Consider the following 13,551-nt stretch of genomic DNA (forward strand, 5'->3'; position numbering starts at 1 on the left):
GTGGTCGACGCCATTCCAACCCTGTACGCCTGTGCCCTGGTGGCGTATGACGGCACGGCCTACCACGGCTTCCAGTACCAGGTGGGCGTGCCCACCATCCAGGGAACGTTGGAGGAGGCCCTGCAGCGCTTCGCCGAACCGGTGAGCCGGGTGGTCGGCGCCGGCCGCACCGATGCTGGCGTCCATGCCAGCGGCCAGGTGGTGGCGGTTCGGGTGCGCTGGCGCCATAGCCTGGAAAGCTTGTTGCAGGCCTGGAATGCCCATCTGCCGGCGGATATCAGCGTGCGTGGATTGGTCCAGGTGCCCGAGGGGTTTCATCCTCGCTTCAGCGCCGTTGCCCGGACCTACCGGTACTGGGTCTACGTGGATGGAACACCGGCCACCCTGCCCCGGCCTCGTCGGTCGCCGCTGACCGACCGCTATGCCCTGTTTGAGCCGCGGCCATTGGATGTGGATCGTATGAATCAGGCCGCGGCACTGTTGCGGGGGCAGCACGATTTCGCCACCTTTGGCCAGCCAACCCAGGGGGACAGCACGGTGCGCCGGGTGGACCAGGCCGAGTGGCAGGTGGTGGAGACCAACTTGACGCCGCTGGACCCCTTTCCCGGGCAGCACCTGGTCTTTACGGTCACCGCCAATGGCTTCCTGCGGCAGATGGTCCGAGCCCTGGTGGGCGCCCTGTTGGAGGTGGGCCGGGGCCGTTGGAGCCTGGAGATGTTGGAGTCCGCCCTCCAGGCCCGGGACCGCAGCCAGGCACCGCCGCCCGCATCGCCGGCCGGCCTGGTCCTGGAGCGAGTGCACTATCCGCCCGGGTTAGCTCCTTTTGATGGAGGGGACGGCAGCGTACCCGGAGGGGCCCGGCCGGCATAAAGCATGGCCCCACGGCATCGATGTCATGTGGGATGTCATGTCGAGTGCCATGAACATCGATGCCATGAAGATCGGTGTGGTGGAGATTCCGGTGTGGTGAAGATTCGACTGGTTGATTAACGGGTTGATTAGAGGAGTAGATCGCGTGAAGACATACAGCCCAAGCGCCGAAGAGGCCAAAAGCAGCCGTGAGTGGTGGGTGGTGGATGCCACGGGCAAGACCTTGGGGCGTCTGGCGTCAGAGATTGCAAAAGTTTTGCGAGGCAAACACAAGCCGACCTATAGCCCCCATGTGGACGGTGGCGATTTTGTGATCGTCATCAACTGCGAAAAAATCGTGGTAACGGGCAATAAACTGGACACCGTGCGCTACTATCGCCATTCTCGCTATCCCGGCGGCTTGAAGAGCCGGACCATGCGGGAACAGCTTCAGCGCTTCCCAGAGCGGGTGCTTTACGCCGCGGTCAAGGGCATGATGCCCAAGACGCGCCTGGGACGGGCCCAGATGAAGAAGCTGCGCATCTATGCCGGCAGTGAGCATCCCCACGCGGCCCAGCAGCCGAAAGTCCTGGAAATCTAGGGCCTGTTGAACAGCTTGGCCAGCAGAGCGAGCAGGAGGAGAAGGTATGGCTCAATATATTGAGGCAGTCGGTCGCCGCAAGACCGCTACGGCACGGGTGCGGCTCTATCCCGGCAACGGTGAAATTGTGGTTAACGAAAAGCCGTTGGAAGAGTACTTTGGTCGGGCCCTGGATCGCATGATCCTGCGCCAGCCCCTGGCCCTGACCGGCACCGAGAACGCCTACAACATCAGCGTACGGGTGCGGGGCGGCGGTGAATCCGGCCAGGCCAATGCAGTGCGCCATGGTATTGCCCGGGCCCTGGTGGAGGCCGACCCCAACATGCGGCCTGTGCTCAAAGCGGCGGGTTTTCTCACCCGGGATGCCCGGGCCAAGGAACGCAAGAAGCCCGGCCTCAAGCGAGCCCGTAAGGCGCCGCAGTACACCAAGCGCTAGAAAATCCCGGCAGCAATTTATTGTAGGTCCGGCCTCCTGGCCGGACAGGGGCGCCTGCATTCCCGGTGCCCCTATCACGCAGGGATGCGTGGCCTATGGGGGCCTTTGCTTGGGTGCATCACGTACCCTGTCAAAATCCCTGGTGTTGACGCCGGGCTGTACTGGAAACCAGCCTCCAAGGGCTGGCTGCCCCCGGGCAGTCGCCCCTTGGAGGTTTTCCATTGGCCTAAGGATCCAAAGGAGGAGGTGATGCGAGCCATCCGAGCCGGCATCCTGTTTGTGCCCGAGATTGATGACCAGGCCAGCCAGGCCGTGCGCGCCCTGCTCCATCAGGCCGTTCCCCATCTGTTTATCGTGGCGGAGACCAGCGCGGCCAACCAGCGGTACTGGCTGGAAGATTTACTGCAGCGCTGGTGCGATGAAGAGGAGATGGACCTGATCCTGACCATCGGCGGGACCCTGCCGGCGCCGGGCCCCAGCAGCCGGGAAGTGGTGCCCGATGCAACCGCTGCGGTGCTGGAGCGGGATCTGCCCGGCCTGGCCGAGGCCATGCGCGCCCATGCGGCCCCAGACGTACCGCTGGCATGGCTTCATCGGGGCAGGGTTGGCATCCGCGGGCGAACCCTGATCCTCAATCTGCCCGGTGGGGCAGGAGCAGCCGCCCGCTGCCTGGAAGGAGTGGCCAAGCTGCTGGCGCCTACCCTGGACTATCTGTGGGACGAGTCCCCTGCGCCTCGCCTGCCATCCTCTTCCGCTGATGTTCCCACCTCCGCCCGCCGGAAAGGGCGGGCAGACCGCCAATCCTCGGGTCTGGACCCCGCCGAGTTCGCCGCCTTCCTGAAGCGCTCTGGGCGGAAGGACGACGACCCGGCTGGGTGATGGCCGCGTGACGTACATGGCGAAGGGCGGGGAGAGAGCCCGCCCCCTGCCCGCATCACGTGCCGACTTCAGCTAACGGCCAACAGCTCTTTGCGCCGCTGGGCAATGGCATCCAGCAACTCGTTGTAGGAGTCCGCGAATTTCTGCACGCCCTCCCGTTCCAGCTCTTCAGTGACTTCCTGAAAATCAATCCCCAGTCGGGCCAGCTCGGCCATGGTAGCTTCGGCCTGGTCCAGGTCCTGATCCACTGTGCGGGCCACCCGGCCGTGATCGCGTAGGGCGTCCAGGGTCTTGGGGGGCATGGTGTTCACCGTGTGGGGACCGATGAGGGGCTCCACGTAGAGCAGGTCCGGATAGGCCGGGTTTTTGGTGCTGGTGCTGGCCCAGAGGGGGCGCTGTACCTGAGCGCCGGCGGCGACCAGTTTCTCCCAACGTTCTCCCTGGAATTCCTGCTGGAAGTCCCGGTAGGCCAGCTTGGCGTTGGCCACGGCTGCCTTGCCCATCCACCCCCGGATGGACTCAGCACGATCCGGGTGGGCCTTGGCCAGGGCTTCCAGGCGAGCGTCCACGTTGGTGTCCACCCGGCTGACGAAGAAGCTGGCCACCGAAGCCACGTGGTCGATGGGATGTCCGGCGGCCAGGCGCTCCTCCAGCCCCTGCAGGAAGGCCTGGCGCACGGCTGCGTATCGTTCCCGGCTGAAGATGAGCGTGACGTTGATGTTGAGGCCGGCCGCGATGAGCTGGCGGATGGCGTCGATGCCTGCCTGGGTGGCCGGCACTTTCACCATGACGTTGGGGCGATCCACCTGGGCGAAGAGCCGTTTGGCCTCCTGGACCGTTCCCTGGGTGTCGTAGGCCAGATCCGGCGCCACTTCGATGCTGACGTAGCCATCCCGGCGTTGGGCGCTTTCGTAGACCGGCCGCAGGATGTCGGCGGCCGCCTGGATGTCGGCGATGGCCAATGTTTCGAAGATGGCCTTTTCATCCTGCTCCACCCGCACCAGTGCGGCCAATTCATCCTGATAGGCGTCGCTCTGGGAGATGGCTTGTTGGAAGATGGTCGGGTTGGAAGTGACGCCGGTCACCCCTTCCTCCACCAGGCGGGCCAGCTCGCCGGATTGAACCATCCCACGCTCGATGTAATCCAGCCAGACACTTTGGCCGTGTTGTTGAAGCTCTCTCAGAATGGACATGGGTTTCTCCTTTCCTGTCATGTGGCACATCTGCGGCCCCCGCCCTGCTGGGCGTGGTGCCTGGGGAACGATGCTGCTGAGTTGATTATAGACCCGTTGGCGCCGATGGAAAAGTAAGTGTTGTCCCTCCCACCTGGAGAATCTCGATAGAAATTTGCCGAAGATTCCCATCAGCGGTCGTGCCGCCGCATTTCTGCTGTGGTATTTATGCCGAACTGTACGAGGCTCCGGTTTGACAAAAATTTCTTTCCCGTTTACTATATTTTTCGTAGTGGAACTTACCGTGTCTTGAGCTGATATGGGATAAAACAAACAGCATCGACCGGCGGAGCCAGGCCTGTCCTCTCGCCGAAGAGGCGCAGCGGATACTGGAAACTCCCGACGTCAAACGCCGTGAAATCCGTGCTTTTGGCTGGGGGAGGTCGCGTGATAGGTTTTCGCCGGGAAATAGACACCAGCCGATGCAAGGCTGGCCGATTTATCAGTCACTGTGTGAAGGAGATGACGAATGAGCAGTCCGGTTGAGGTCACAGACAGCACCTTTGAAGAGATGGTCATCAAGGCCCAGCAGCCCGTGCTGGTGGACTTTTGGGCAGAGTGGTGCGGCCCTTGCAAGATGATTGCACCGGTCCTGGAAGATCTGGCCAAGGAGCTGGAAGGCAAGCTCACCATCGGCAAGCTGGACGTGGATGAAAATCAGAGCACGGCCATGGCCTATGGGGTCTTCAGCATCCCCACCCTTCTCCTCTTCAAGGACGGCGAACCGGTGGAGCGCATCGTCGGCTTTCAGCCGAAGCCGCAGCTCCTCAGCCGCCTGGAGCCCCACCTGGGCTGAGTGCCTGTCCTCGCCGGACAGGTTCCCAAGGGGATAGCAGGGCGCCCGTACGGGCGCCCTGTTTGATTTGGGACGCCTGGGCTTCGTAGAGGGCGCCCCATGCTCTAGATCCGGTCTCCTGGCCAGTCAGGAGGCGTGACCTGCGCCCACCGGGATTTCCTTGGGCGGCGGCCGTGGCTTCGACAGGGGTTTGTGGTGTCCGATGGCCCCTGGTATAATCACCCCAGGCCCGACCATTGTAATCACCCATCCATTTTTCAGCGGAGAATCGATCCCATGAGCGAGCTGACCAAGATCGTGCTCTCTGAGCGCGACATGCCCACCCATTGGTACAACCTGAACGCCGACCTGGGTGCTGCCGGCGTGGAATTGCCGCCTCCCCTGCACCCAGGCACCGGCCAACCCCTGGGCCCGGACGACCTGGCCCCGCTCTTTCCCATGGCCCTCATCGCCCAGGAAGTCAGCACCGAGCGCTACATCGAAATTCCCGAGGAGGTGCAGGAGATCTACAAACTCTGGCGGCCGACGCCCCTCTACCGGGCCCGCCGCTGGGAAAAGGCGCTGGACACGCCGGCCCGCATCTACTACAAATATGAAGGCGTCAGTCCGGCCGGGAGCCACAAGCCCAATACGGCCGTCCCCCAGGCATACTATAACATGAAAGAGGGGGTCAAGCGTCTGACCACCGAAACCGGTGCCGGCCAGTGGGGCAGCGCCCTCAGCTTCGCCTGCCAGATGTTCGGCATCGAGTGCAAGGTTTACATGGTCAAGATCAGCTACGAACAGAAACCCTACCGCAAGATCTTGATGCAGACCTGGGGAGCCACGGTGGTCCCCAGCCCCAGCGACCAGACCAACGCCGGGCGGGCCATCCTGGCCGCGGATCCCAACAGCACCGGCAGCCTGGGTATCGCCATTTCCGAGGCGGTGGAAGAGGCTGCCACCCGGGATGATACCAAGTATGCCCTGGGCAGCGTCCTCAACCACGTCCTGCTACACCAGACAGTCATCGGCCAGGAGGTCATCAAGCAGTTGGAGGTGGCCGGGGCCGACTGGCCAGACGTGGTGGTGGCCTGCACCGGCGGCGGCAGCAACTTCGGCGGCTTTGCCTTCCCCTTCCTGCGGGAAAACATCACCGCCGGCAAGCAGACCCGCATTGTGGCCGTGGAGCCGGCCGCTGCCCCCAGCCTGACCCGGGGCGTCTACGCCTACGACTTCGGCGATACCGCCTCCCTTACCCCCTTGATCAAGATGCACACCCTGGGGCACGACTTTGTGCCCGCGCCCATCCACGCCGGCGGCCTCCGCTATCACGGCATGAGTGCTCAGGTGAGCGCCCTCAAAGAGGCCGGCCTGATCGAGGCGGTCAACGTCCGCCAGCGGGCCATCTTCGAGGCGGCCTTGAGCTTCACCCGGGCGGAGGGGATTCTGCCCGCGCCGGAGCCCTCCCATGCCATCTGGGGCGCCATGCAGGAGGCCCTGGCCTGCAAGGAAAGCGGCCAGGCGAAGACCATTGTCTTCAACCTCTGCGGCCACGGCCACTTCGATCTCTCCTCCTATGACGCCTTCCTGAACGGCCGGTTGGAGGATTACGATTACCCCGAAGAGGCGATCCAGGAGAGCCTGAAGCGTTTGCCCCAGCTCTCCGGGTGACCAGCCGGCGCTACAACGGCTGGCGTCCCACGAGGAGCAGGGTCAAGGAGAGGCCGGCCAGGATCAGAAGATCCAGCAGGGTCACAAAGAGGAAGGCACTGCTCAGGCTTTGGAGGGGCGGCCCCAGCCACGTCATGAGCTGGGGCAGGGAAGGCAGGGGAAGTTGAAGGATGATGTACATCCCCACGGCCAGGGCGGCGTAGAGCAGCACCGGTTTCAGGGGCTCCCGGTCGCTGCTGCTGGGCATCATGGCGTTGGCCACGGCGAAGAGCAGGTAGGCCCACAGCAGCCCATCGGGCTGGCCGAGGGAGGCTGTGAACGCCTGGACCGTGGCCAGCCAGTCGCCCTGGGCCAGGGCGGTGCCCAGCCGCGCCGCGTTGAAGATTTGGTGGCTGATCAGGGCCACTGCCAGCGAGCCTACCACCAGGGGGGCGATCCCCACCAGGCTGTCGGCCAGGGCGCCGCCGCTCTGGACGCTGACACTTCCCAGGCCGATCTGTTGCCCCTGCCGTTTGGGCCAGACCCGGAACTTCCCTGCCTTGAGCCCCAGCAGGCGGGCGGTGGCCCAGTGGGCCGCCTCATGGACTAGAATCCCCGGCAGAAAGATGAGGAAGAGGGCCAGGGTGGCCCTCTCCTCGGATCGGGTGAGGCAGTAGACCAGGAGCTGGATCTGCAGGCTGATCTGTCGGCTTAGCCAGACCAGGGCCAGAAACAACAACACCAGGCCAAGCCAGAGCTGGACAGATGGGACGGTCAGAGGCATGGCTTCCGCGGCAAAGAGGTGGTCGGTTCAGGGCAGGGTTTCCAGGTTGTAGGTCAGGTTTTGGATCAGCCAACAGCCGTCCACCTTAATCAGCGTCCACCGATCTCCGGCTGGCGAGATCTCCTCCCCGATGTGGGTGGTAGCCCGCACAGTGGCCACCTGGCCGTCGATCTGGATCTCCAGATCCTGGGGCTGGGCCTCCGATGGCGCGCCGGGAAAGACAGTCCGTACATAGCGGTGGCGAATGGCATCCCGGCCCAGCCAGCTCTGGTTGTCGCTGGGATCGTCGGGCGTGTTCTTGGCATCCACCACAGAGCTGTCCTCTGCCCAGAGTCGCATGAGGGCGTTGATGTCCTGGGCCACCATGAAGCGACTTTCGGCCAGCAGCACGGCGCGGATGGCCTCCTCGTCGGTGGCTTCCGCCGGGAGAGAGAGGCTACAGGAGCCGACTGCCTGATCCCCGGCGGTGGTGCCAGCGGCAGCGGTGGGTTCACCCGTCTGACTGGGGATGCAGGCTGCCAGGACGAGGGCCAGGACGAAGATGCCCAATACAGACCGGCGTAAAAAACCCCATGAATGCTGACGTGGTGCGCGGATGGGGACACGTTCCGTGCACCGCGCGCCCCGCACCGTTCGATCCCAGTGCCAGGAATGTACAACCCTCGATACCGGGTAGAGCAGGCCGGGCCCAATCGGGCGGTCAAGGCTGGAAGGTTTCACCGTTCGGCCCACCCGGTGATCACGGCTGGGTCGCCCGGCTGAAGAGCTGTCGGACGAAATCGGCGTGCAGCGCGAGGGTCTCTTCGACGGTTCCATAACGCACAGAAGTGAGCTTGAACAGCACAATCCCATCCTTCAGTTCCCGATTACGGTTGGGAAACAGGTAGAAATAGAAAACCACGTGTTCGGTCAGAAAATCGTCGCCGGGGAACTGCTTATGGGCCTCCATCCAGAGGCCGTGGATCTGGCCGCCCCCATCCAGGGGGAAGGCTGTAGAGCTCAGGTTATACTGCCACCCGTCCGCATCGTAGCAGATATCCGGCGCGTGGAAGGGCTGGGAGCTGCGTCCACCGATCAGGCTTAGCCAGATGTATTGGCCCCGGCTGTTTTGATAGAGGCGCTGCACGTACTGTTCCGGGTCCAGCAGGATGATCACTTCCTGGTTCGACTCTGGGACTTCCTGTCCCTGCCAGTCGCCCAGTTGGAGGGGAACTTCGCGCAGATCGTAATCCAGGCTGAAGTGGGCCCGGGCCTCTACCCGGGTCTCCCGCTCGGTGCGCTGCCAGAAGTCCAGGTCGGCGATATAGGTGTACTCAGACGCCTGGGCCTGATCCTGCCCCAGGATGACTGGCGAGATCTGGGGCCAATAGGCGCCGAGTAGCCCGACACTGAGCAACAGCACGACGGCCAGGCTGCGCAGGGAGATTCTGCCGGGCCCAATGGGGCTCATAATCTGCTTCAGCCTCCTTTGCGGGTGGAATGCCACCAAGGTGGTGTGGCCTCTACAACACTTCCGGCCGGACCGTATGGCAGCGTAATAACCGGCTGATGGGTAAGAGCAGCAACAGCACGATGATGAAAAAGGCCGGGCCGGAATAGTCGTGGTAAAAGATGAATGCCGCCTCTGCCCCCATGGAACGGGCCACAAACAACAACGACGCCACCCGGAGAATATTCCCCAACATGGCCAGGGGAACGGCCAGCAAAACCAGCGCCAGACGTCCCCACAAGGGGCCATCCAACAGATAGGCGGCCAGGGACATCAGGGCGGAAAGGGCGATGATGCTGTTGATGCCGCTGCACTGGGCCCCGATGACCAGGTCCGCATTGGGGAGGCTGACCGCATTGCCCACAATGGCCACGTCCAGCCCCAGGAAGCGGGTCAGCCCGCCGGCGCAGACGCCTGTGAACAGGGCCAGCGGGAGGGTCAACCGATCTAGGAACGGCAGCGGTACCATCCAGGCCAGGTAGGCCAGGGGAAAGCGCAGTTTGCGCACCACCAGGCGGCCGCCAAAGGACCAGGTCATGCCAGCCATCAGGCCGATCATGGCGAAGGCAGCCAGATAAAAAGCCCGCCACTCCAGGGCCAGCAAAAACAGCACCAGGCCCGCCGCCAGGGCGATCAGGCCCGTGTTACTGCCGGTGTTGGAGCGCCGGCGCAGCTCTTTATCATGCCGAAAGCGCTGAAAGGCCAGAAAAGCAGTGACCGGGGGAATCAAAATACCGTGGCTGTAATATTGATTGCCCATCCATTCTTCCCACAGCCAGCGCCAGACGGGCCAGGTCAGGAGTAGAAACGTGGCTATGGTGACAGTCGGAATGAAGATGGGAAGCCAGCCGGAACGCAAGGTTGAATGGTTCATGGTCGCCACACCAGGGCTGCAGCCGACAACATGCCAGCTGCAGCCGATCTCGATTCTGGGCGTCAGAATACCATGGGGGCGCCGATGCGTCAAAGTGGCGACCGGGATAGGGCGTGATCACTGGGCGGAGCCGTTCCCCTCGTCGTAGGCTGGCCCTTCGGCATAGTAGATCTGGTCCGGCCCGAGCAGCGCCTGGAACTGGCTGTATCGTTGTTGGCTTTCCTCGCCGAAGGGCACATAGAGGTAGAGCTCATAGGGCACCGCCAGCTGGAAGCTGGATTGCATGAGCAGATACTCAATCGAGCCCAGGGGGCTGGCGTAGGAGACCAGGGTGCCGCCCATGGCCACCGGCAGTGGCAGGTCGCCCCGATCGCGCCGCTGCTGAGCCTGATTCCACATGGCCGTGAATTCAGCGCCGTGCTGCTCCTGGAGCCGCTGGAGGAGGGCCCGGAAGCGTGGGTCATTGCTGAGCCGGAGGGTCTTCTGGTAGAAGAGGGCGATGGTCTGCTCCACACAGGATTGCCATCGTTCTCCCAATCTGGCCCGGGCCCGGCTGGTGAAGAGCTCCTGGAGCAGGTGCAGCGGCCTGGACGTGGACTGGCTGGCTTCCCAGAGGGCCTCAAAGCCCTGGTTCCAGGCCTGGACATAGCCAATCAGGTCGCTGATATAGGCCGGGTAGGGCAGGCCAGAGAGCAAAGTTTCGGCAAAGGTGCGCAGATCGTGGTCCCGCGGCTCCACCAATCCAGATTCGGGGATGAAGCCGGCCGCGGTCCACAGTTCATGGGCTTCCCAGGGGGTCAGTTGAAGCGCCTGAATGGCCAGGCGAATATCGATGCGGTTAATGGCGTCGATACCCCGTTCTTTGCGGGACAGCGCCGCCACAGAGACATTTAACTGGGTTGCTACATCCTGCAGGGTCAAATTTCGTTGAAGTCGGAGCCGCCGCAACATGCGGCCGGCTGTTTCGGTGTAGTGCATCCATATCCTCCGGGGGACCATCGCCAGCAAAAACGCCAGGATTGGATGCCATGACCTGAAGATCCACGACCTTGTGGCCAATCATGGACATCGCCTATCCGTTTCTGCACGTCATGAGTCGGGCCAGATGCAGTCGGGCCAGATGGCACCGGGCGAACAGAGGCCTGGACGGCCCGTGCACAAACCGGTACCCCGCTGCTGGAACGACTGCTGGAACGACACAACCTTCCCCAGGCGACTGTGGCCGGGGCATTGCGGCCGAATCCGGCCGCGCGGCGATATGGGGTTTTGGGTTATGGACTCAGGACTGCGGGCGACTGCACGGATGCCCGCACCGTTGGGCGTCGATACCGTAAATACCGCGGCGGCAAACCAGTTCCATCGAAACTGGTTCCATCGACTGAAGTGGACACCAGGCGTGGATTTCTGCCGGGATTTACTGGCGCCCTGGACGGATCGATGGGGGGAAACGGCGGGGTCGACCGCCCCCGGATCTCGACCCGGTGCGGGAAGGGGGAGCGGGCATCCCCCCTGAAGCATCGTGACGCGGCCTTGCGTCTGCTTCAAAGATTGTAACAAGATGGCGCCGATCTTGCAAGCGGAAAACTTCGCCTCCGGTGGTGCCACCGGCTGTTTATGACTGCCGGCTTGCCCCGGGAACAGGCGCCCGTGGCCATCTCCCGCGGCATGGCATTCTGGGCACCGAACAGTTGGACCGATAGGGCTGGATGGTGGTATAACGTTTCCAATCGGTAGACGGAAGTCGGCAGGAACAACAAAAGGCCCAACCACAGCCCCGGGAATCCGATCCCAGTGGAGGACGCTGTGGCTGAGCACGGCGAGGAGCTCCCTGCTCCCGACCGATTCTGGGGTTGGGGCGTTGTACCCATGCAGCACGCAACAGTGCTCCCGCCTGGTTGTGTTCCTGGTTTGTTATTCTACGTGCTCCCTTCAGAATCTCCTGTTTAATTTTGTGTCCGGTTTTTCAATGACGCGATGGAATGGTTGACCCCCCTGGAAGAGGCCCTGCTACATCGCGAAGTGGCGGTGCAGACGCTCCAAGGGTTACTTCGTGAACGGGGCAGCAAGGAGCGTCTGGCACGTCAGTTAGGCGTCTCCCCCCAATACCTGAGTTATCTCCTGGATCCGTGGAATCATCGGACGCCCAGCCCGGCCCTGGCGCGCCGCCTGGTCGCCGCATTGCCCCTGGAGCCGGAGCAACGGGCGACCTTGTGGGAGCATCTCATGCTCTGCCAGGTCAATCGGCTAGAGGCCCGGCGCGCCGCGTTTTTAGAAGGCCGGCGGAGCGTGCTCCTCAACGCCGAAGAGCACCTGCACCAGTTGCTCCAGGCTTCGGCGGAAGCCCAGTTCGGCCCCAATGCAGTTTCCAGGGTGAAGTATCGTCTGGTCTATGAGGGAGGACGGTATCTGGCCCAGGTCGTAGGGCCACGAGAGGACCTGCGGGTCTTTATCGAGGCCTCCCTCGTGGCCCACAACGCGGCCAACGTGCTCAACTATCCCGTGAGCGCCCTGTGGATGGCCAGGCAGGTGAACTACGTGCCAGAGGAAATTTGGCTTCAAGCTCTCCGGGACCGGGAAGAGGCCATTCACTACCAGGTCTATGGCCTGCTGGCCACGGCAACCGCCTACCACAACCTGGGGCTGTATGGCGAGGAATATGCCTGCTGCGACCAGGCTGAGGCCCTGTTGGCGGAGGCTGGCACCACGCGCCTCCAGGAGAACTGGCTTCCCCACCTTTATCGCAACAAGCTGAACGCGCTCATGTACACCCCTCGTTTCTCCATCGGAGAAGCGGAAAACATCGCCCACCGGGCGCAGGAGGTCATCGAGCGTGCCTCTGGCCACACCCTGGAGAGCCCTTTCGGCCAGTTGCTCCTCTTCCTGATCCAGGTCTCGCTGGGGCGGGCCTACATCCGGAATGCCAACCGACGCAGATTGAACAAGGCCGAGGTCGTCTTACGAGGCTGCTATGACGCGCTGGCATACATGCCCCTCGTCGGCCCCCTGCACCGAACCCTCTTGCTGAGGGCGATGGCAGAGATGTATGGCAAGATGGGCAGTCAGGAATATCGGCGCCATTTCCTCCGCAGCGCGTATCAGGAAGCCTCGGCGGCGGGCCTGACCCATCAACGGGCGCGGATTCTGGCGAAGTTGAGCCAGGAAGAACGGGCCCAGGTGGAACTGGCGGAATAAGGCGTTCTTGTGGCTCCTTCAGGCATACAGCTCCGCGGTGATGCGCACCATGTTGCTGTAGTTGTCCGCCTGGAGGGAAGCCCCGCCGATAAGCGCGCCGTCGATGTCCGGCTGCTCCATGATCTCCCGGATGTTGTTCTGGTTGGTGCTGCCGCCGTAGAGCACCCGCACCTGCTGGGCCACCGGGTCGCCGTAGAGCTCAGCCAGCGTGGCCCGGACGGTGCCGCCGCAGATGGCCTGGGCCTGTTCGGCCGTAGCCGCCTTGCCGGTGCCGATGGCCCAGATGGGCTCGTAGGCGATGATGATTCGCTGCACCTGTTCCGCCTCCAGCCCGGCCAGGGCAGCCCGTACCTGGCCGCCCACGAACTCGTGGGTTTCACCTGCTTCGTTCTGGGCCAGGGATTCTCCCACGCAGACAATGGGGGTAAGGCCATGGCGCAGCGCGGCGTGGATCTTCTGGTTTACTGTCTCGTCGGTTTCGGCAAAGTATTGACGCCGTTCGCTGTGGCCGATGATGACGTGGCTGACCAGCCCCTGGAGCATGGGCCCACTGACTTCACCGGTGTAGGCACCGCTGTCGGCCCAGTGCATGTTCTGGGCGCCCAGGGCAATGGTGCTTCCCTGGAGTGCCTCTGCCACCGCTGGCAGGCAGACGAAGGCCGGGCAGAGTACCCGCTCTACGCTGGAGAATCCCTCCACTTGGGCACGAATGCTTCTGGCCAGCTCCACAGCTTCCGCAATGGTCTTGTTCATCTTCCAGTTGCCGGCCATCATGGGTGTACGCATA

The 13,551-nt window shown here is 63.2% G+C and carries 14 protein-coding genes; 7 read left to right on the forward strand and 7 right to left on the reverse strand.

The genetic code is table 11. The features are described 5' to 3' along the window. From truA to FKZ61_RS07450, 4 genes are all read left to right on the forward strand, one after another. Complete coding sequence (gene truA, locus FKZ61_RS07435; protein WP_170199398.1) at nt 1-870, forward strand: tRNA pseudouridine(38-40) synthase TruA; 870 nt, start codon at nt 1-3, stop codon at nt 868-870. 145 nt (nt 871-1,015) lie between these two features. Then, complete coding sequence (gene rplM / locus FKZ61_RS07440; RefSeq protein ID WP_141609454.1) at nt 1,016-1,450, forward strand: 50S ribosomal protein L13; 435 nt, start codon at nt 1,016-1,018, stop codon at nt 1,448-1,450. Between the two features lie 46 nt (nt 1,451-1,496). Further along, complete coding sequence (gene rpsI, locus FKZ61_RS07445) at nt 1,497-1,886, forward strand: 30S ribosomal protein S9 (RefSeq protein WP_141609455.1); 390 nt, start codon at nt 1,497-1,499, stop codon at nt 1,884-1,886. A gap of 249 nt (nt 1,887-2,135) precedes the next feature. Then, a complete protein-coding gene (locus tag FKZ61_RS07450) occupies nt 2,136-2,765 on the forward strand; it encodes a MogA/MoaB family molybdenum cofactor biosynthesis protein (protein ID WP_170199400.1) in 630 nt (209 codons plus the stop codon). A 68-nt stretch (nt 2,766-2,833) separates the two neighbouring features. On the opposite strand, the gene tal is transcribed toward FKZ61_RS07450, so the two are convergent. Further along, nucleotides 2,834-3,958: a transaldolase gene (gene tal / locus FKZ61_RS07455; RefSeq protein ID WP_141609457.1), complete on the reverse strand. Its 1,125-nt coding sequence runs from the start codon at nt 3,956-3,958 to the stop codon at nt 2,834-2,836. Nucleotides 3,959-4,466: 508 nt separating this feature from the next. On the opposite strand from tal, the gene trxA reads away from it, so the two are divergent. Together trxA and FKZ61_RS07465 are read left to right on the forward strand one after the other, a co-directional pair. Further along, nucleotides 4,467-4,793: a thioredoxin gene (gene trxA, locus FKZ61_RS07460; RefSeq protein ID WP_141609458.1), complete on the forward strand. Its 327-nt coding sequence runs from the start codon at nt 4,467-4,469 to the stop codon at nt 4,791-4,793. 276 nt (nt 4,794-5,069) lie between these two features. Then, a complete protein-coding gene (locus FKZ61_RS07465) occupies nt 5,070-6,446 on the forward strand; it encodes a TrpB-like pyridoxal phosphate-dependent enzyme (RefSeq protein WP_141609459.1) in 1,377 nt (458 codons plus the stop codon). Between the two features lie 10 nt (nt 6,447-6,456). Here the strand turns inward: FKZ61_RS07465 and FKZ61_RS07470 are convergent, their stop codons facing one another. From FKZ61_RS07470 to FKZ61_RS07490, 5 genes are all read right to left on the reverse strand, one after another. Next, a complete protein-coding gene (locus FKZ61_RS07470; RefSeq protein ID WP_141609460.1) occupies nt 6,457-7,209 on the reverse strand; it encodes a hypothetical protein in 753 nt (250 codons plus the stop codon). A gap of 27 nt (nt 7,210-7,236) precedes the next feature. Further along, on the reverse strand, nt 7,237-7,758 hold the full coding sequence (locus FKZ61_RS07475; RefSeq protein ID WP_141609461.1) for a YybH family protein: 522 nt from the start codon (nt 7,756-7,758) through the stop codon (nt 7,237-7,239). A gap of 190 nt (nt 7,759-7,948) precedes the next feature. Next, complete coding sequence (locus FKZ61_RS07480; RefSeq protein WP_141609462.1) at nt 7,949-8,659, reverse strand: exosortase-associated EpsI family protein; 711 nt, start codon at nt 8,657-8,659, stop codon at nt 7,949-7,951. Nucleotides 8,660-8,711: 52 nt separating this feature from the next. Next, nucleotides 8,712-9,572 carry an exosortase/archaeosortase family protein gene (locus FKZ61_RS07485; protein ID WP_141609463.1) on the reverse strand — a complete coding sequence of 287 codons (861 nt, stop codon included), beginning with the start codon at nt 9,570-9,572 and terminating at the stop codon, nt 8,712-8,714. 117 nt (nt 9,573-9,689) lie between these two features. After that, nucleotides 9,690-10,550 (reverse strand): MmyB family transcriptional regulator, encoded by an 861-nt coding sequence (locus tag FKZ61_RS07490; RefSeq protein WP_170199402.1) that lies wholly within the window; start codon nt 10,548-10,550, stop codon nt 9,690-9,692. A gap of 996 nt (nt 10,551-11,546) precedes the next feature. On the opposite strand from FKZ61_RS07490, the gene FKZ61_RS07495 reads away from it, so the two are divergent. Then, nucleotides 11,547-12,764: a hypothetical protein gene (locus FKZ61_RS07495; protein WP_141609465.1), complete on the forward strand. Its 1,218-nt coding sequence runs from the start codon at nt 11,547-11,549 to the stop codon at nt 12,762-12,764. Nucleotides 12,765-12,782: 18 nt separating this feature from the next. Here FKZ61_RS07495 and tpiA read toward each other — a convergent pair whose 3' ends face one another. After that, nucleotides 12,783-13,550: a triose-phosphate isomerase gene (tpiA, locus tag FKZ61_RS07500; protein ID WP_141609466.1), complete on the reverse strand. Its 768-nt coding sequence runs from the start codon at nt 13,548-13,550 to the stop codon at nt 12,783-12,785. Nucleotide 13,551: the final 1 nt, after the last annotated feature.

This window comes from Litorilinea aerophila (assembly GCF_006569185.2).
Classification (GTDB): domain Bacteria; phylum Chloroflexota; class Anaerolineae; order Caldilineales; family Caldilineaceae; genus Litorilinea; species Litorilinea aerophila.